The organism is Delftia sp. NA_296.1 (assembly GCF_052692095.1).
In genome coordinates this window covers 1-19170 of the sequence record NZ_JBQZGF010000006.1, presented here as the reverse complement: position 1 = coordinate 19170, position 19170 = coordinate 1, and the positions used below count along the sequence as shown (strand labels likewise).

Below are 19170 nucleotides of genomic sequence, written 5' to 3'. Positions count from 1 at the left end.
GGGGCCATCGCAGTCCCTGAGGCTGCCGTCGGCTTGGCAGACCTGGCAACTGGTGGGCGTGTGGGCAAGTTCCTGGAGAACGAAGGCGGTACCGTCGGGTTCCGGCCGAAGCCTGCTCGGGAAGCCGTGAACGAATGGCACTCGCACGCCACCAAGGAAGCCCAGCGCAAATTCCAGGAGGCCGAGGGCCTGGGCGGCAAGTTCAAGGCCGCCGTTGAAAACCCGTCCAACATCGTCGGCGCGGTCGTGGAGTCGCTGCCGGCCATGGGTGCGGGCGGCGTGGCGGCGCGCGCACTGGGTGCAGCCACGCGGCTGGGCCAGGCAGGCGCGAAGGGCGCTGCAGCAGCGGGCGCACTGGGTGAGGGCGTCGTGGGCGCGGGCTCTGCTGCCGAGCAGATCCGCCAGGAAACAGATGACGGGCTGCTCTCGCCGGGCCAGGCCGCGGCGGCGGCAGCCACGGGCGCGGCCACGGCGGGCTTCGGGTATGCCGGCGGGCGCGTGGCGCAGCGCCTGGGCATTGGTGACGCCGAGACCATGCTGGCCCAGGGCAACAAGGGCATTGCCAAGCAGTTCGCCGATGACGCGGCCACGGCGGCCACGAATCCACTGCTGCAGCAGCGCGCGGTCAAGAGCATTCCGCGGCAGGTGATCGAAGGGGCCATCTCCGAAGGTTTCCTCGAGGAGCTGCCCCAGTCGGTGGCAGAGCAGATCTTCCAGAACCTGGCCCTGGGCAAGGACTGGTCCGAGGACGTGGACACGGCGGTGGTGCTGGGCACGCTGTCGGGCGCGGCCATGGGCGGCGGCGCGGCGGGGTATCGGGCGGCGCGCGAGCCACGGGCGACTGGCACTCGGGCAGACGCACAAACAGCTGCTTCGAATAATGCGATGCAGACCGGTACGCAACCGACCGATGCCGGCCAGATTACCCAGACCATCCCATCTGCCTGGACTACATCCCCGGGGGCAGCCAATCCGAGCCTCGGCGATGAGGCCACAGGAGTGGCGAGTGCTGCAAATGCGCCAGAGGCGGCTGAGGCAGAGTTCCAAACGGAGCTGGGGGCTGCGCCCGAGCTGGGCAACACCATCGATTTTCAACGTGAATTCGATACATCTGGCTTGAAACTGAAAGGCCAGCACAACGGTCTTGATGCCTTGCGCCGCGCATTCCAAGCCCGCATGTCGCAGCTGCAGCAGGAAGAGGGCGGCGAGCCAGAGGTGGTGCAGTCCGCTCCTCCGGATGGCGCGGCGGCCCTGGCGCAGCAGCGCGCGGCAGAAAAGGCCCAGCGCGATGCGAAGAACGCGGCCAATCGAGCAGTCGAATCCCCAGACGACGAGATCCTGCAATCCACGGGCGCGGCGCCTGTGCCGCCCTCGCGCGCCATGGGGCTGGACCCGGCAGCCGGCTCGCTGTCCGCAGCTGCTGCCATTGCCGTGGACTCAGGCGCGGCGGCGCAGACCCAGCAGGCCCAGCAGGCCAGTGCCATGGCCCAGGCCGCAGAGCAGGCGACACGTGCACCAGCCAAGAAGAAGGCTTCCGAACGCCAGGTAACTGCAGACCCTGCCACAGGCGAGATCCAGGGCGGGGCCCTGGCCACCTGGACGGATGAAGACCTGTCCAACGCATTCCGCTCTGCGCAGGCCAAAGAGGTGCGCACGCCGTTGGCCCTGGAGCTGCAACGTCGCCGTGCCGAGCGCGAGAAACAGGGGCGCGGCGCCGCTCCAACCCCCGCCACCATTTCCACCCCTAAGCAAGGAAGCATCGATGGCACACAAGCCGATCAAGCCCAGCCGCCGCGCGCGGAATCTTCGCAGGCAGCAGGAGCGCAGAGAGCGCCGGTTGCAGGTCCTGCAGCTGCGCAGGGGCTGACCAATGGCACCACCTCGTCTCAGCACGATGGCGCGCAAGCAGCTGCAGCGCCAGGCTCGCAGGCTCAAGCGCCAGTCCAAACAGCAGCCCAGCGCATCGATGCCGGCCGCGCGGCCTGGGCCAGCATGCCCGTCGCAGAGCGCAAGGCCCTGGCCAAGCGTGTTGGCGGTGTAAACGCCGCCATCAAAGGCAGTCTCCACGGCGCGCGCTGGGAGAACCTGAACGCGGAGCTGCAGCTCCGCCTTGCTGACGCCATGCAACCGCAAGGAGCAATCAATGATTCACCCGCACCTTCAGTACGGCTGGCAGATGAACGCCCTACAGGCCCTGCGGCTGCTGCGGAGGCTGGGGGCGGTCAGCCGGCACGACGCGCGCCAGATGCGCAGTCTGCTGGGCCGCGAGGGGGAGGTTCCGGACAGCCTGCTGCCGGCATGCAACCTGCTGTACCTGGCCGAAGTGGCGCCAGCGAACCGGCTGCCGCTGTAGCGCCTGCTGCTGCACCAGCTTCTACGGCGGGCCAGCAGCAGGCTGTGGCCATCGCACAGCAGGGCAACGAGGCGCGGCGCGCTCAGCTGCTGGCAGCCAGCGAGCGCTGGACCAGCATGCAGGCGGCCGAGCGCCAGGCTGTGGCAAAGGCCGCGAAGGGGCTGAACGCACCAGCACGGGCGGGCGCTCATACGCGGGCATGGGCTGACCTGGCGCCCAAGGTGCGCGAGAAGCTGGCCGCCGCCATGCCCGATGCACCTGCAGCACCTGCAGCACGCACGCTGCGCACGCCCGCTGGCGTCCAGTACCCGTCGCGCGGCGAAGAGGTCCCGAGCAAGGGCTTGGCAGTGGCAAACCTTGGCAACGATGGCGTTGTGTATGTGGGAAAACCCAACTCGATGCATTTCGTCGTAGCCGAAAAGCACACGGCGCAGGCCGGCGGCTTTGCTGAAACAGGGTTCGTCACGCCACAGGGCGAGTTCCTGAATCGCGAGCAGGCACTGGCCTGGGTTGATGCCAATGAAAAATCGGTGAAGCCTTCTGAAAACATGGCGCGCGGACTGGACGCCTTGGACTACCGGGAGCAGGTGCCGGAAAGTGCCCGGAGTGCAGGGGCAGATCGCATCGATGTCGCGGCCAAAGAAGCTGCCACGAGCCCTTCCAACGACCTGCCCCAGCCCACCAATGCCCAGAAGGAGGCGGGCAATTACAAGAAGGGCCACGTCCGCCTGAATGGGCTGGACATCAGCATCGAGAACCCGGCCGGCAGCCGCCGCCGGCCCGAATGGCCTCCGCTGCAGAACCACTACGGCTACTTCAAGGGTTCCTTGGGCGCGGACAAGGACCATGTGGACGTGTTCCTGACCGACCGCGCGAGCGAGCCGGAACTTCCGGTGTTCGTTGTGGACCAGGTGAACCGTGATGGCTCGTTCGATGAGCACAAGGTGGTGCTGGGCGCGGCGGACGAGGCCGATGCACGGGCTGCCTACCTTGGCAACTATGAGAAGGGGTGGACGGGCCTCGGAGCCATCACGCAGATGACACAGGACGAGTTCAAGGCCTGGGTGCGGGATCCTGCGAAAACGAAGAAGCCCGTCGGCACGCTTCGCGGCGCAGCGCCCGCGCCGGGCCCCAAGAAGCCTCGCGGCATCCTGGCCAAGAAGGCTGCAGCCGAGGAAGCAGCCCGCGCTGCCTATTACACCCCGGGCAATATCTTGAAGAGCTATGGCGGCGGGTTCGATCGCGTTGTGGCTTATACGCCTGCAAATGCCGATGGCGTCTGGAGCGTGATGGTGCGCGAGGTGGAGAAGCAGGGATCGGGCTGGCGGGATGTGCCGGGCGTGCGCGAGCGCACCCATGCCACGCCACCCAGCGCACGCGAATTGAAGGCCGGACCGGTGGAGCGCGCCGAGGAACTGCCATTCCGGCGCGCCGAGGCCGAGGGCCAGGGCCTGACCGATGACCAGATGGCCAACCTGCTGCGCATCATGCGGCCGGAGCCGGCGGCGTTTTCCGATGCGGCGCGGGCCCAGGCCGTGGGCCAAGTGCGCGAGACGGTGGATGCGATCCGCAATGGCTGGAGCAACGGCCCCGAGGTGGTGGTGGCCTTCGACATGAACGACCCGGCCGTGCCGGAGGCGGCGCGGCGCGCGGATTTGCGCCAGCGCAGTGGCGGGGCCTCCGGAGCGCCCGAGGGCTTTTACTGGCGCGGCAAGGCCTACCTGCTGGCCAGCAAGCTGAACACGCCCGCCGACGCGGCCCGCGTGCTGCACCACGAGGTGTTGGGCCACCACGGCCTGCGCGGCATGTTCGGGCCGGAACTGAACAAGATCCTCCAGCAGGTGGCCACCATGCGGCCGGCAGAGGTGGCGGCCAAGATCAAGGAATACGGGCTGCGTGGCGTCACGGACCTGAGCCGGCGTCACGCGGCCGAGGAAGTGCTGGCCGAAATGGCCGAGAAGACGCCGCAGCTGCATTTCGTGCGCCGCGCCGTGGCGGCGATCCGCAACTGGCTGCGGGCCAACGTGCCCGGGTTCAAGGGTCTGAAGCTGAGCGATGCCGACATCATCCAAGGCTACATCCTGCCGGCGCGCGAGTTTGTGGAGCGCGGGCAGCGCGCCGCGACCGACCGCATCGAGCCTGTGTTCAGCCGGTCGGACTCGCCGGCCATCACTCCGGACGCCATCATCGGCAGCACGCTGGGCAGCGCATCGAAGCATCCCGACTACGCTGCGGCCAAGGGGGGAGACGTTGAGGCCGCCACGCGGCTGGCCGTGGACCTCGTGACGCCTGAGATGGTGGCGAAGGTGGCAGATGCGCTGGGTGGTGCGCGGCCGCGTGTGCTGCCAGTGGCCGCCGAGGAATCCTCGGGTCGCAACAAGATCCCGCGCGCCGTGGCCGAAGTCCTGGCTGCACGCCTGGGCCTGGAAACGACGACAGGCATCGTGCAGGCGAATCGCGCGCGGCGCACCGGCCTGGATGGGCTGAACCGCATCTTTGCACCTGTCGATTTCGCGGGCGCCGTGGAGCTTGGCGACTACCTGCTGGTGGATGACACCCTCACGCAGGGCGGCACGTTCGCGGCCCTGGCCAGCCACATTCGTGAGGGTGGAGGCAATGTGGTGGGCGTGGTTGCGTTGACCGGGAAGCAGTACAGTGCAAAAATCCAGCCCTCTCCCGAAACTCTGACCTCTCTCCGGCAAAAACATGGCGACCTCGAAGACCAATTCCGTGCAGCCACAGGCTACGGATTCGACGCGCTCACAGAGTCGGAAGCCCGATACCTCGCGCGATTCGAGCCGGCTGAGCGACTCCGAGATCGAATCGCTGAAGAAGGACGACGCGCAGGCGAGCGCGCAGATCAAGGCAATCCTCGCCAAGGCGATGCAGGCGACGAACTGAGCTTCAGCCGCTCGCGGCTTTCGGAGATCAAGGACAGCGCACTGGATCAGCTCCAGAAGACGATGTCCCACCCGGGCAAGGTCTCTGTCTGGGACAAGACCATCGGCACCATGCGCCACCTGGCCGAGCGCGCGCCAGCCTTCAAGCCGGTCTACGAGACCGCCCAGCGCAACATCGATGACGTGTCCATGCTGGCAAACGACGCGGCCGACCGGGCGCCGCGCCTGCTGCCGCGCGTGGACACCATCGGCGACCTGGTGGGCAAGAACCGCAAGACGCCTGTTTCCGCCGCCGACAACAAGGCCGTGGCGAAGCCTCTCTTTGAGGGCACGCTGCTGTGGGGCCGGGACGTGGACGGCAAGGCCGTGCTGGTGGACGAGTTGGCCAAGAAGTACGGCAACCTGCCTGCCGACGACAAGGCCCAGCTGCTGCTGCGCGCCGGCCGTCTGGACGACCGCATGCTGCGCGCGTGGCGCGGGCTCCCGCTGGCCCAGTACGAAGCGCTGGTGAATTCTCGCTTCGAGAGCAAGATGCTCAAGGCTGGCGCGGTCTGGACGGATGCCGAGTTGCAGACGATGTTCGGTGCCACGCCCGACCAGATAGCCCTGTACCGGGAAGCCCGCGCGGCCATTGACCGCTCCATCGACATGACGGCTCGCGCGGACATGATGCGCGCGTTGGGCGACGAGTACGCCGGGATGCGGGACATGGTGCTGGACGCACCCAAGCTGGCCGATGCCCTGGAACTGCTGACCACCACGCTGCAGGAGGATGCCAAGGCCAAGCCGGACCTGGCCGAACGGCTGCTGCAGCTGAACAACATGGTGGTGGACCGGGCAGCCACGGCCAAGGATCTGCAGGACGGCGGATATGCGCCGCTGTCGCGCTTCGGCCGGTACACGCTGGACGTGGTGGACCAGGATGGCAACCGCCAGTACTTCGGCATGTACGAGACCATGAAGGAAGCCAACCTGGCCAAGATCCAGATGGCCCAGGCCTTCCCCGGCGCGGTGATCACGCAGGGCACCATGAGCCAGCAGTCCTTCAAGCTGTTCGCGGGCATCACGCCCGAGACGCTCGAGATCTTCAAGGACATGGTTGTGGGCAAAGAGGCCGATGCGGCCACGCGCAAGGTCTTCGATGAATACCTGAAGCTGACAAAGAACAACCACAGCGCCTTGAAGCGCCTGATCCAGCGCAAGGGCATCGAGGGGTACAGCCAGGATGTGGGCCGCGTGGTGGCCAACTTCATCTACAGCAATGCGCGCCAGGGCGCGGCGGGCCTGAATGCCGGCACCATGGATCGCGCGATCAACGACATCCCGAAGGAGCAGGGTGAGCTGAAGGACTTGGCCATGGGCCTGCGCAGCTACATCCGCGATCCCCAGGAAGAGGGCCAGGCCGTGCGCGGCATGCTGTTCGCGCAGTACCTGGGCGGTTCACTGGCTTCGGCCGCCGTGAACATGACCCAGCCCTTTGCCGTGACGCTGCCCTGGCTCAGCCAGTTTGGCGGCATCCGTGCGGCCAGCGGCCAGATGGCGCGGGCCCTGAAGGACATGGGCACGCGCCGCATGAAGTACGAGACTGACCTGGCCCACGCGCTGAAGTCTGCCGAGGATGACGGCGTGGTCTCCCCGCAGGAAGTGCACCAGCTCATGGCCCAGGCGCGCGGCGCGGGCGGCCTGCGCTCTGGTGACGGTACGCGGGCTGGGGATGCGCGCGCGGCGGCTGGCAATGCCTGGGAACGCGCCAAGGTGGCCTGGGGCCAGCCATTCGCACTTGCCGAGCAGTTCAACCGGCGCTCCACCTTCATCGCGGCCTTCCGCATCGCCAAGGCCCAGGGCATGGATGATCCGGGCGCCTTCGCGCGCAAGGCCGTGCTGGAGACCCAGTTCGTCTATTCCAAGGCCAACAAGCCCCAGTGGGCACGCGGCGCCGTGGGCGGCACGCTCTTCACCTTCAAGACCTATTCCGTCAGCTACCTGGAGCTGATGCAGCGGATGTGGAAGCAGGGAGGGCCAGAGGGCAAGCGCGCGGTGGGCTGGGCCCTGGCCATGCTGCTGCTGATGGGCGGCGCCGGCGGCGTTCCCTTCATGGCGGACGCCGAGGACCTGATCGACGGCGTGGGCCAGATGATGGGCTACAACCTCAGTTCCAAGCAGTGGCGCAAGGAGGCGCTCGCGGGCATCGTGGGCAAGGAGCTGGCCGAGTTCCTGGAGCAGGGCGTCTCTGGACTACCAGGTGCTCCCATCGATGTTTCCGGGCGCCTGGGCATGGGCGACCTGCTGCCCGGCACCGGTTTGCTGCTGACCAAGCAAAGCCGCGAGCGGGATTTGCTCGAGGTGGTGGGGCCGGCGGGCGATCTGGTGTCCCGTGGCTTCAAGGCCGGTGGCAAGGCGCTCACGGGAGATTTCGGCGGCGCTGCGTTGGAGGTGTCGCCCACGGCCGTGCGCAATGCATTCAAGGGCGCCGAAATGGCCGCCAGCGGCATGTACAAGGACACCAAGGGCTACAAGGTGATCGACACGACGCTGGCCGAGGCGGTGGCCAAGGCTGTCGGCTTCCAGCCCAAGAGCGTGGCTGAGATCCAGGAAGCCAACAGCTTCATGCAGCGAGCCAAGAGCTTCTACAGCCTGACCAGCAGCGAGATCAAGGCGCAGTGGGCTGATGCTCTGTTCCGCAAGGATGAAGGTGCGCTGGCGCGCGTGCGCGAGCGGCTGGCTGATTGGAACCAGAACAATCCGGAGCAGCCTATCGTCGTCAAGATGCCGGACGTGTGGAAGAAGGTGCGCGAGATGGGCAAGGATCGCATTGACCGGATCGCGGACAACTCTCCCAAGGCGCTGCGGCAGCAAATGCGGGAGATGGCTGCGGAGGCACGGTAAGGCCCTACGTGCATTGGCGCAGTACCTGATAGGTGAAGCACATGGCGCCGAGCCCTACGATATTCAGTTGATAGTGAATTAAACATAGGGCAAAGCGCCTTTTATTTTAACCGCCGTAGTCTTTACGTAGTCGGAACACTCCCCCGCCATCGAAATATCCGCAACGTCCTTGTACCGGCTGGGTCCCGTCGTAAGCCGGCCATCCATTTGAATCGATCCAGCTCCAACCGTCCATTCCATAACTGGAACAAACATATACTTCTGCGCCCTTTGGTAGATTGCGAGTATCTCTTATGTGGAATATGGTATTAGATGTATATCCGGGACAACTGCCAAAAGAGGTTCGATAAACGGCCATTCCTCGGGGTAGGCTTAGATGGCAACTCGTTGAAAGGGCCCCTCCGTCATACACTTGAAACTCGCGCCAAGCCACCCAGGATGGGCTTGCCGTGGTTTGAAGAATGATTGTTCTGACAGGAATTTCCTTGGTATTTTTGTATTCGATCCACTTGTTGTCTTCTGTGACTCCGCCGATTTCGCCAAAGTCGAACCACTGACCAGCGTTATTTCTCCCCCATACATGATGGACCGTTTGTCCCGCTGGAATTTGCATCGGCAGCATGCGCAGTATCGAGAACATCCGTTCTGAACCAAGGTCAATGTCTATCCACTGTGTAGGCCCTCCACCGGCATTCCATGCGGTGTACGGGTTGTTGTCGGCTGCCTTGGTCATATCGGCTACGTTACCCGACGCATTTGTGATAGTTATGGGCAGCAAAACGCCATGGCTTTGTGCAGAGGCACCGGCCACAAACATTGCAGAAGCGGCTCCAATTGAGGCGGCCACCATCTTGAATGATTTCATATGCAACTACTCCTCCAGTTTGTTAAGTCATGCATACTAATAGAGTTTTGTTTGTGAATTTTTGAATTCCCCCTATTAGGTGGGGGATTAATTGCGGTAGTCTATTGGTTATTGAGCAAACTATTACTTTGCTAACTATTGGAGTAAAGGCAATGTAATTGGCCGCATACTTTCGCGGAGCGCGTGCCCCGGCTAGGGTTCGACCACAGAGCCGAGCGCCGGAACACTGCAGGCATTGCATCAGCCAACACCTGCAGGAGCTTCCAATGGCGAACACCAGCTATCCAAAGGGCATGGAGAAGCTTCTCTCCGGCTCCATCAATGCCTCCACCGACACCCTGAAGGCAGCGCTGCTGCCCAGCGGCTACGCCTTCAGCGTGTCGCATGAGTTCGTGAGCCAGCTCGGCTCGATCATCGGCACGGCCCAGCCCCTGCTCAACAAGACGATCACGGGTGGCGTGCTGGATGCCGATGATCCGGACTTCGGCGCCCTGGCGCCAGGCTCAACTATCGGCTCCGTCGTGATCTTCAAGGACACGGGCAACACTTCCACGTCGCCCATGCTGTTCTTCTTCGATACCGTCACTGGCCTGCCCATGGCCACCAATGGCGGCGCCGTGACCATTCCCTGGGACAACAACATCAAGAAGATCGCACGGCTCAACCTGCCGATCTACCCGAAGGGCGCGGAGAAGATGTGGTCCGGTTCCATCGACTTCGCGGCCGACAACATCCGCGTGGCCCTGCTGCCCAGCGCCTATGTCTATGACGCGGCGCACGAGTTCCTGCCGGACGTGGGCACGCTCATCGGTTCGGCGCTGCCCCTGGATGGTCGCAGCGTTGCCGGCGGCGTGCTCGATGCCGACGATGCCAACTTCGGCGCGCTGGCCGCCGGCTCCACCATCGGCAGCGTGCTGCTGTACAAGGACACCGGCACGGCGGCCACGTCGCCTGTGATCGCGCGCATCACCGACGTGCTGGGCCTGCCGCTGGCCACCAATGGCGGCGGCCTGGTGGTGCAGTGGTCCAACGGCGCCGCGCGCATCTTCTCGCTGGTGCCGGCGTAAGGGGCCGGGCCATGGACCTGTTTTCCAACAACGCCGAGACCGTGCTGGCCTCGGCCCTGACCAGCGACAGCGGCGACCCAGGCTACGGCACGATCGTGACCACGGGCGCGGGCCTGGACGGCTTTGCAAACCCCAGCGGCACGCGCTCCCTGCGCGCCACCATCACGGATGCGACCATGCCCGGGCAGTGGGAAATCGTCACCATCCGCCAGATCGATGACGTGAACCTGATCGTGGATCGCGGGGTAGAACTGCCCTGGGACGCCGGCGGCCCCATGGACTGGCCCGCTGGCGCAAAGGTCAGTGTGCGCGTCACAGCCGGGATGCTGGAGACCTTCGTCCAGATGCAGCCCAATGGCTTCTTCGGGCCGGCCCTGTCCGGTGCAGACCGCTTCGCGGCGCTGGGGTATCCCGCGCTCAAGAGCGCATGGCCGCAGCTGTTGGCAAGCCCGACCCTCAACTGGCACCGCGCGGGCAACGGCATGTCCATCGTGGGCGGCTCCATGTTCGTGGATCTCGGCACGGCGCCAGCCTGGGCGGCGGGCAACATCCTGCACGGCGATGTCGTGGTACCTGCCGTGGCGGATGGCTGCCAGTACTGGGCCTGCACGAACCAGTCGAGCGCCGTGTATGCGGGTACCACGCCGGACTTCCAGGGGCCTGGCACCCATGTGCCGCTGGACCCCGCAAACCCGGCCTTGGGCCACTGGGTTCCCGTGCCCATGCCTGTGAACCTGCTGGTGCGCCTTGAAGGGGTGCGCGTCGTGGTGGAGGAGGTTGGCTTCATCGCCAGCGTGGTCACGGCCAGCGCACCGCCCACCGTTTCCATTGGCTCGGAACTGAATTCTGGCGATCCCCGGCCGACACGTTTTGCAAATGCGGTGGCGTTGTCGCAGATCACAGGTGGGGGCGAGTCGCATCGCGTTCCTATCGCCGTGGGTGGCCAGTTGTCGAACGCCCTGACGTTCCGAGTTGACACACCCGCCGCTGGTGGGCAGTTCGCCGGCCGCTTCTACTGGCGCGGCTTCTACGTCGAGGGCTGATCTCATGAGCTACCCGCTCATCAACGGCGCTGCCATCAACGCAGAAGAGGCTGGCGAGGCCACGGTCGGCATAGACCTTGTGACCTCGGGGCAGGCGATTGCCCGGCCTGCGCTCCTGCCCGCTGGCGCGCTGCCGATGGAGCTGGGAGCGCCACGTGCTGCGCTCGCGCTGCGGCCTGCAGGCATGGATCTGGTCACGTCCGGGCAGGCCATCGCCCGCTACAACACCGCCTTGCGGCCGCCGGGCATTGACCTGGTGTCGGGCGGGCAGGCCATCGCCATGCCGGTGCTGGAGGCGCAGGGCGCGCAGGCGTTGGAACTGGGCGCGCCTCGTGTGCGCAACGGGCTTGATGTGGCCCTGGTGATCGACGGTCTGGACCTCGTGCGCTCGGACTTTGCAGTCATCACGCTGGATCAGGTCGCGCCCGATCAGGTGGTGCAGGCCCGCAGTGCCCGACCCTTGGAACTGGGCGTGCCAGCAGCACAACCCGGCGCCGTCACGGTGCAGCCTGCCGGCGCTCAGCCCCTGGAACTGGGCATTCCGGGCGCCGGCGTCCGTCTGCAGGCACAGGGCGCTCATCCATTGGAACTCGGCATTCCTGCCGCGGGCATTCGCCTGCAGGCCAGCGCCGCCCGGCCTCTGGAGTTGGGTGTGCCATCGGTGGCTGTGGCGCTGCAGGTCGATGGCATTGATCTGGTGCGCGCGGGAACGGCCAGCATAGCTCTGCCCACCGCGCAGCTGCTGGCCGCGGGCGCCTATGTCCTTGAGCTGGGCTCCCTGGGCCTGCCTTCCACAACCGTCCGCGCGCGCGCCGGCTTCCCGCTGCAGCTGGGCGGGCCGGGCGCGGCCAGGGAGAACACATGCTGACCTTCGAGAAATTTAGTGGCATCAACAACGTGCTGCCCGAGCACCGCCTGGGCGGCGATTCGCTGCTGGCGGCCGAGAACGTGGACATCGGGCTCACGGGCGAGATCACCCGCCGCGCCGGCCTCACCCAGGTCTCGGACCTCTGCCACAAGAACCTGCACCAGGCCCGCGGCTTCCTGCTCGCCACCGTGGGCGCGCAGCTGACCGCAATCCATCCCGGCGGCGCACGCCACGTCATCCACCCATCCCTGGGCCCTGAGCGGGTCTGGTACTGCAACCTGCCGGATGGGCGCACGACATGGACGAACGGGCTGATCCAGGGCGTGACGGACGGCCTAGTCAATGAAGAGCGCAGCGTGCCCACGCCGGCGGGCCTGGGCGCGCCAGACGCGGCCTTTGGGCAGTTGCACCCGGGCCAGTACCGCTACCACCTCAGCCATGTGCGCTTGGCTGACCGGCTCGAAGGCCCGGCCATCAGCTCGGCACCTATCGAGATCGCCGAGGGCGGCCTGCGGCTGGACGGGCTGCCGGTGCGCGAGGGCTACGCCGTGAACGTCTACCTCTCCGGCCAGGACGGGGAGGGCGCCTATCTGGCCGGCGTGGCCACGGGCAGCAGCTTTGAAGTCAGCGGCCCCAATTCGGCCCTGGTGCTGCCCTGCCGAACCCTGGGCGCCCAACCGTTCCCCGTGGGCACCATCACCGCCGCGTGGCGCGGGCGCGTGCTTGTCGCCCAGGGCAATGTGCTGTGGGCGAGCCGACCCATGGCACCGCACCTTGCTGACTGGCGCGACTTCCGGCCCATGCCTGCGCCGATCACCGGCATCGTGCCCGTGGACGATGGCATCTATGTGGGCACAGCCGAGGATCTGGTCTTCCTGTCTGGGACCACCTTCGACCAACTGGCCTATCTGGAGCGCAAGACTGGCCCTGTGGTGCCTGGCTCTGCCGTGCCGGCGCCAGGCCGCCATCTGAAACTGGGCGATGGCACCGGCTCGGGCCCTGCCATGGTGTGCATCGCAGGCGGCGAGATCGTGGCCGGCTTCGCGGGCGGCCAGACAGCCAGCCTCACGGCCAACCGCTTCAAGATGCCTGGGGCCGTGGCCGAAGTCGCAGCCACGTTCCGGGTGGTGAATGACATCCCGCAGTACCTGGCGGTGCCGCAATGAGCATCTGGGACCCGCACACCTATAAGCCCGGCGGCGTGCCCATCGGCCCGGTGGCGCCTGCCGCGCTGCGTGTGCACGGCGCGCCGCTCACGCAGGACCAGCTCGGCCAGGCCCAGGCGACCTTCTATCGCTTCTGCATGCAGGCCCGGGTATCACAGGCCCCCAACCCGGTGGAGACCGGCCGCCTGCCCGACGGGACCGCATACCGCATCGTGCGCGTGGGCAACTCCACGACGATGCAGATATGGACCGAGGAAGGAGACGAGGGAGAACGCAACAGCGGGATCGCCATCGTGCTCACTGACCTGGAGGGCAAGTCCATTCCGGGCCACATCGAGAGCGACGCCCCGGCCCTATATCTGCTCACGCCTGAAGTGGTGAAGGGGAGCCGTCTACCCTCAGGTCGCTGGCGCGTGCGCAGGAGGAAGGTGCTGCGAGGCGGCAAGGCAGTGAATGCAGACGGCACGGGCCGGGTTTATTTCGCAGGTGTTCAGGGGGTGGCTGATCAAAACATCCCCTTCATCCGTTCAGCAGTGAGTCTCAATGGCCAGGCATATTGGTACGACGACATGCAAGAAAATGTTGCCGTGTTCCGGGAATCTGTGCAGGTGGCGGTTTCTGGGTCTTCAACATCGCCCATCCCATTCATCTACACGGAGCAAGGCGGCAAGCAATATGCCATGCATATTGATATTGAGCAGGACGCGATTTTTCCAGACAGGTACTGGATGCAATTGCGTCTTGGGCCCATCGTGCAACGTGGGAGCGATTATGTCGGCGATGTCGTTTCGAGGGAGAGGCTGCCCGCTGGGTTAGGGCTCGATTTCAGGACGATAACCTTCAGCTCTGATGGGCAATTTGCGCGCGCGATTGCATATGGGGCTGGGGAGACAAGATTCGTGCTGCTCTCAATAACGCGCGCCGGTGTTGCCGTTTCTGTCGAGAGAGAACTTCCAAGCAGCAGGCAAACGGGCATCTTTTATAACCGATCATTCAAGGTGGAGGAGGCCGGGAATCCCAATGAGCCCGGATATAACAGGCAGACTTGGGACATCTTCGGATATGGCGACGGTAGCGCCGAATACGGCAGCACAACCCCCGTGGATACGGTAAATAGCTATTTAGGTCCGGGGCGCGACTACGGTTCGGGTGAGTTTGTCTTCAAGGTCTACGCCCAGGGGGATTGGGCTTATAGCCGACGTGGATTGCCTTTGCCTGAGGCGGATGAGAATCGAACTGCTTCCGTATCAAGCTACTCGGATAAATACAGCTCCTTTAGTATTATCACGGTTTCGACAGAGACAACGCCATTGCACACGATTGGCTCTAGTAGAGAAACTCGGCGCCGCACTGATGTTGTGAGCGGATTTGGCGGTGCTAGGACCACTCTCCAATACAGTGATTCATTTTCTTTGCGAAGCGAAGCCATCGCCACGGAAGTTTCAACAACTGCCAGTGGAGGCGGTTCTGAAATGATTAACACTGGCGGGCAATCTCTGCTGTTCGATGATCTGGACTACAAGTTCAGAATCTATTATGAAGAAAACAAGGTGAACAGTACGACGTGGCAATACGTAACTGATCCAGATGCAGAATTCGGCTATAGGAAAGAAATCACTTCAGATGCTTATTATGAATCAAACTATCTGAATGTATCGTTCAATAATTCAAGGGTACTGACCATGGATTTTGACCCCATGGGGCCTTATCGCCATGTCGTTATTTTTGCTTCTGATCCAATGACGGGCGCTATCGTTGTGAATCTGCAGGAGGTATTGCAAGAAACCCGCGCCGTACACCAGAGCTGGATCTTCGTCGTTGACGACCATGGTGTGAAGCAGATCCAGGATTTGATGCGTTTGCCCGCTGCCCCCAATGTCAAGGCCCGAAGCAATGCGGAGATTTTTTCAGTATGAACACCGTCGTCTGTAACACCCTGAGCGGTGCCGTGTCTGAATACAGCCGCCACGATTTCCATGCCATCACTGCCACCCACGGCGGCAGCGCAGCGGGCCTATTTGCCTTGGCCAGCGGTGATACCGACGATGGCCTGCCCATCGTTGCCGAATTGCGGCTGCCAGCAACCATCCGCGAGAACACGCTGAAAAAGCACCTGGAGATGGTCTACCTGTCGATGCGCGGGCGCGGCTGCGCGCAGTTCGCGGTGCTGGGGCCGAACGCGGAGCGCTGGGCCTACAGCTTCCCCCTCGTGGCCTCCGGCCAGACGCGCTGCCAGCCAGGCCGCGGCATCCGCCAGAACTACCTGGGCTTCGGCCTGAGCACCCCGGCCGGCCAGTCCTTCACGCTCGATCGCATTGAGGTTGCGACCGTGTCTTCCAAAACCCGCCGCGTAGGAGCATGAAATGGCACTGGATCTGAATGGACCCGCCGAGATCGTCGAGGACAAATACGCCCGATCCGTCGCGCTGGCCGAGGCCGCGAACCGAGAGGCTGCGGCATGCGCCACGGCGCTGGCGAACAACTTCTACAAGCCCGGCCAGATCGACGTGCGCTGGCAGACGCTGGCCGCGCCCAATCTGCCTCCCATCCCCGACCTGCCACAGCTGCCCAACGTCACCTTTGATGAGCCAGGGGGCATGCCTGGGGCCCTGCTGCTGCAGATGGATGACGTGCAGATCGACAGCTTCGATGTCACGCCGCCGCAGCTGAATTTTGGGCAGGCACCGACGCTGAACATCGGCCAGGCTCCGGCGCTGCCCGAAGTCCGCGACGTCGCTGTGCCAGATGCCCCTGATGTCGTGCTGCCAGGAGCCCCCGAGTTCCTGCAACTGCAGACACACACCTTCGGCGGCGTGAACCTGCACGAGGACTGGCTTGCGAAGCTGGACGATATCCCGGCGCTCTCCGTGCTGCAGCCCAGCCCGTTCCAGTACAAGCCCGGGGCGAAGTACGCTTCGCAGCTGCTGGACAGCTTGAAGGCTTCGCTGCACGCACGCATCCAAGGCGGCACCGGGATCGCTCCGGCGGTCGAGCAGCAGATCTGGGATCGTGCGCGCGACCGCGAGACTGCCGTGGCGCTGGCGCGCGAACAGGAGGTGTTGCGCGGCGCCGAGGCTCTGGGCTTCCCGCTGCCCAGCGGGGCGCTGGCGGGCCAGCTGGCGGATGCCCGCCGCGAGTTCCACGACAAGCTCTCGGGCCTCTCGCGGGATGTGGCCATCAAGCAGGCCGAGATGGAGCAGCAGAACGTCAAGGACGCCATCACCCAGGCCTTGCAGCTGGAGACCACGCTGCTGGACGACGCATACAAGCTGGAGATGCTGGCCTTCGAGACCGCCAAGACCACGGCAGACAATGCCCTGGCCGCCTTCAATGCGGCGGTCGAGCACTACAAGGCGTTGCTGGCCGGCTACCAGGCCTATGCTGCCGCCTATGACACCGTGATCCGGGCTGAGCTCAACAAGGTCGAGGTCTACAAGGCCATGCTGACGGCAGAGCAGACCAAGGCCGACATCAACAAGTCCCTGGTGGATCGCTACCGCGCAGAGATCGATGGGCGCATGGCGGTGGTCGAGATCTACAAGGCCCGCGTGGGCGCGGCCCAGACACTGGTTGAACTGGAGAAGGCCCGCATCCAGGCCGGCGGCGAGCAGGTCAGGGCCTTTGTGGCCACGGTCAACGCCGAGACCGCCCGCGCCGACATGTACAAGGCTCAGGTCGGCGCTGAGGGCACCAAGGTGGAGGCCTTCCGCTCGCTTACCCAGGCCTATGCCTCGAAGGTCGGGGCCCAGGCCGAGAAAGCTCGCGTCGAGCTGGCCCGGTACCAAGCGCAGATTGCCGCGAAGACGCTGGAGTGGGATGGTTGGAAAGCCCGTTTGTCGGCGGCCAGCAGTCGCATGGAGGCCGCCGCGCACCAGTCGTCGATCGTTGTGGATGGCTACCGCCTGGGCGCATCGGCTGCGGAGGCCCAGGCCGGCGCGTACATGCGGCGTTGGGAAGCAGATCTCAAGCAGTACGAGGCAGGCACAAATCTGACCTTCCATGTTGCGAAGGCCAACAACGATGCAGCGATGCACGCCAAGGACGCGCAGCTGGACGCGGCCAAGGTCGCATACACCACTGCGGCGCAGCGCGTGGCCAGCGCCTGGTCGATGGTGTCCACCACGGCGGGCATCGACGGCCGTGTCAGCTGGACCTACTCAGGCCAGCTCTGAGGCTCCCCCGGCTAGGGTTCGCCTGCGCGCGCCCTGGCCGGGACACTGCGGGGCATGACCAAGCCGGCCAAGCTCAACTTCACGATCTACCAAGGCGCCACATTCCGGCGGCGCCTGCGCTGGCTCAACCCCGACAAGACACCCATCGACCTGACGGGCTGCACGGCCCGCATGCAGGTGCGAGAGGATGTGGAGTCCACGGCCGCGCTGCTGGAGCTGAACACCGAGAACGGGCGCATTGCCCTGGGCGGTACTGCCGGCACGGTGGACCTGCTGGTCGATGCGGGCACCACGGCGGCCATCGCCTGGACCGGCGGGGTGTTCGACCTGGAAATCGTGCACCCCGGCGGCGACGTCACGCGCCTTGCCCAAGGCTCCTGCTGCGTGAGCCCGGAGGTCACCCGTGACTGACGTGCTTGTTGTGCACGAAACCGAGATCCTGGCCGAGGAATCCCAGGACTCGGTGCTTGTCGAGCAGGTCGAGGAAATCGAGATCCTGGCGGCGGCGGAGCAGGGCCCACCCGGGCCGCAAGGTCCGCCCGGCGGCGGTGCTGGCGCGACATACACCCACACCCAGAGCGTCGCGGCAGCTGTCTGGACCGTGCCGCACAACCTGGGCCGCTACCCCTCCATCACCGTCGTGGACAACCTCGGCGGCCAGCTCTATCCCGATGTCCGGTACCTGGACGCCGACATTGCCCAGATCACCCACAGCGTGCCTTTGACGGGCCGCGCCTATTGCAACTGAGGGCCCAGCCATGAAGATCACGAACAACCTCGACGCCTCGGGCAACCGGGTCATCAACCTGGCCGACGCGGTCAACCCGCAGGATGCTGTCACGAAGGCCCAGCTCGACGCGGCAGTGCAGGGCTACAAATGGAAGGAGCCGGCGCGCGCGGCCACCACGGCCAACATCACGCTGTCCGGTGCCCAGACCATCGACGGGGTGTCCGTCATTGCTGGCGACCGGGTGCTGGTGAAGAACCAGACCACGGGCTCGGCCAACGGTGTCTACCTGGCCGCCGCCGGCGCCTGGACGCGCGCCACGGACTTCGACGCAGCCAGCGAGGTGCTGGGCGCCGCCGTCTTCGTCTCCGAGGGCACGACGCAAGGCAACCAGGTCTGGCTGATGACCACGGATGCGCCCATCACCATCGGCACCACGGCGCTGACGTTCGCCCAGGTCGGCGGCGGGGCCAGCTACACGGCGGGCAACGGCATCACGATCAGTGCCGGCGTCATCGCGGTGGATACCGGTGTGGTGGCGCGCAAGGCCTCAGCCACCGTGGGCGACGGCACGGCCACGACCATCACCGTGACCCACAGCCTCAACACCCAGGATGTGGTGGTCAGCGTGCGCGAGGCCGCGACGAATGCTGGTGTGCTGTGCGACTGGGTCGCCAACGGGGTGAACACGGTGCAGCTGACCTTCGCTGTGGCGCCCACCACGGGCCAGTACCGAGCCACCGTCACGGGCTGATTCCATGAAGCATGTCGGTCGCCGCACAGATCCCAAGGACATCGTGTCCCGGGACCAGCTTGTTTTCCGCGAGCTGCTCACAGCTGCGCGCACCTACTACGTCCGCACCGATGGCAGCGACAGCAATACGGGGCTCAGCAATACATCCGGCGGGGCATTCAAAACTCTTCAGCGAGTTGCTGAAATTGTTGTGCCTATAGATTTCGGCGGATACACAATCACCGTGCAGCTCGCTGACGGCACTTACACAGACTCCGCCGTATTCACCAAAACGCTTAATGGCAGGGTGTCGGTAGTTGGAAATGCATCGAGTCCAAGCAATGTGGTCATATCGACATCTGCAAGCTGCATCACGTCGTCCGGTACAGG

The 19170-nt window shown here is 65.0% G+C and carries 12 protein-coding genes and 1 pseudogene; 12 read left to right on the top strand and 1 reads right to left on the bottom strand.

Annotation, left to right across the window (positions count from 1 at the left end; genetic code table 11):
• The first annotated feature begins 126 nt into the window (after nt 1-126).
• Nucleotides 127-8139: a PLxRFG domain-containing protein gene (locus tag ACUTR7_RS15980; protein ID WP_445609231.1), complete on the top strand. Its 8013-nt coding sequence runs from the start codon at nt 127-129 to the stop codon at nt 8137-8139.
• 106 nt (nt 8140-8245) lie between these two features.
• Here the strand turns inward: ACUTR7_RS15980 and ACUTR7_RS15975 are convergent, their stop codons facing one another.
• Nucleotides 8246-9004: a discoidin domain-containing protein gene (locus tag ACUTR7_RS15975; protein WP_445609230.1), complete on the bottom strand. Its 759-nt coding sequence runs from the start codon at nt 9002-9004 to the stop codon at nt 8246-8248.
• A gap of 266 nt (nt 9005-9270) precedes the next feature.
• Between ACUTR7_RS15975 and ACUTR7_RS15970 the strand changes: the two genes are divergently transcribed.
• From ACUTR7_RS15970 to ACUTR7_RS15920, 11 genes and pseudogenes are all read left to right on the top strand, one after another.
• Nucleotides 9271-10071, top strand: coding sequence for a hypothetical protein (locus ACUTR7_RS15970; protein WP_445609229.1), 801 nt, complete (start codon nt 9271-9273; stop codon nt 10069-10071).
• 11 nt (nt 10072-10082) lie between these two features.
• Nucleotides 10083-11114: a hypothetical protein gene (locus ACUTR7_RS15965; RefSeq protein WP_445609228.1), complete on the top strand. Its 1032-nt coding sequence runs from the start codon at nt 10083-10085 to the stop codon at nt 11112-11114.
• Between the two features lie 4 nt (nt 11115-11118).
• The gene (locus ACUTR7_RS15960; RefSeq protein ID WP_445609227.1) at nt 11119-11982 is read left to right on the top strand and encodes a hypothetical protein; all 864 of its coding nucleotides are present in this window, start codon (nt 11119-11121) and stop codon (nt 11980-11982) included.
• Nucleotides 11976-13148: a hypothetical protein gene (locus ACUTR7_RS15955; RefSeq protein WP_445609226.1), complete on the top strand. Its 1173-nt coding sequence runs from the start codon at nt 11976-11978 to the stop codon at nt 13146-13148. Before ACUTR7_RS15960 ends, ACUTR7_RS15955 begins: the two co-directional genes overlap by 7 nt.
• Complete coding sequence (locus ACUTR7_RS15950; RefSeq protein WP_445609225.1) at nt 13145-15064, top strand: hypothetical protein; 1920 nt, start codon at nt 13145-13147, stop codon at nt 15062-15064. Before ACUTR7_RS15955 ends, ACUTR7_RS15950 begins: the two co-directional genes overlap by 4 nt.
• A complete protein-coding gene (locus tag ACUTR7_RS15945; protein WP_445609224.1) occupies nt 15061-15510 on the top strand; it encodes a hypothetical protein in 450 nt (149 codons plus the stop codon). The genes ACUTR7_RS15950 and ACUTR7_RS15945 overlap by 4 nt, the downstream gene beginning before the upstream one ends.
• A 1-nt stretch (nt 15511) precedes the next feature.
• Nucleotides 15512-17320 carry a hypothetical protein gene (locus ACUTR7_RS15940; protein WP_445609223.1) on the top strand — a complete coding sequence of 603 codons (1809 nt, stop codon included), beginning with the start codon at nt 15512-15514 and terminating at the stop codon, nt 17318-17320.
• A gap of 54 nt (nt 17321-17374) precedes the next feature.
• Nucleotides 17375-17731 carry a hypothetical protein gene (locus ACUTR7_RS15935; RefSeq protein WP_445609222.1) on the top strand — a complete coding sequence of 119 codons (357 nt, stop codon included), beginning with the start codon at nt 17375-17377 and terminating at the stop codon, nt 17729-17731.
• The gene (locus ACUTR7_RS15930) at nt 17724-18068 is read left to right on the top strand and encodes a hypothetical protein (RefSeq protein WP_445609221.1); all 345 of its coding nucleotides are present in this window, start codon (nt 17724-17726) and stop codon (nt 18066-18068) included. Before ACUTR7_RS15935 ends, ACUTR7_RS15930 begins: the two co-directional genes overlap by 8 nt.
• Nucleotides 18069-18078: 10 nt before the next feature.
• Entirely contained in the window at nt 18079-18801 is a 723-nt protein-coding gene (locus ACUTR7_RS15925; RefSeq protein WP_445609220.1) for a head decoration protein, read from the top strand.
• Nucleotides 18802-18805: 4 nt separating this feature from the next.
• A pseudogene (locus ACUTR7_RS15920) lies at nt 18806-19170 on the top strand (hypothetical protein); the annotation flags it as partial.

Excerpts from the sequence above, each read along its gene's own strand:
- ACUTR7_RS15975 (WP_445609230.1), bottom strand. The coding sequence starts at position 9,004 with ATGAAATCATTCAAGATGGTGGCCGCCTCAATTGGAGCCGCTTCTGCA.
- ACUTR7_RS15970 (WP_445609229.1), top strand. The coding sequence starts at position 9,271 with ATGGCGAACACCAGCTATCCAAAGGGCATGGAGAAGCTTCTCTCCGGC.
- ACUTR7_RS15965 (WP_445609228.1), top strand. The coding sequence starts at position 10,083 with ATGGACCTGTTTTCCAACAACGCCGAGACCGTGCTGGCCTCGGCCCTG.
- ACUTR7_RS15960 (WP_445609227.1), top strand. The coding sequence starts at position 11,119 with ATGAGCTACCCGCTCATCAACGGCGCTGCCATCAACGCAGAAGAGGCT.
- ACUTR7_RS15955 (WP_445609226.1), top strand. The coding sequence starts at position 11,976 with ATGCTGACCTTCGAGAAATTTAGTGGCATCAACAACGTGCTGCCCGAG.
- ACUTR7_RS15950 (WP_445609225.1), top strand. The coding sequence starts at position 13,145 with ATGAGCATCTGGGACCCGCACACCTATAAGCCCGGCGGCGTGCCCATC.
- ACUTR7_RS15945 (WP_445609224.1), top strand. The coding sequence starts at position 15,061 with ATGAACACCGTCGTCTGTAACACCCTGAGCGGTGCCGTGTCTGAATAC.
- ACUTR7_RS15940 (WP_445609223.1), top strand. The coding sequence starts at position 15,512 with ATGGCACTGGATCTGAATGGACCCGCCGAGATCGTCGAGGACAAATAC.
- ACUTR7_RS15935 (WP_445609222.1), top strand. The coding sequence starts at position 17,375 with ATGACCAAGCCGGCCAAGCTCAACTTCACGATCTACCAAGGCGCCACA.
- ACUTR7_RS15925 (WP_445609220.1), top strand. The coding sequence starts at position 18,079 with ATGAAGATCACGAACAACCTCGACGCCTCGGGCAACCGGGTCATCAAC.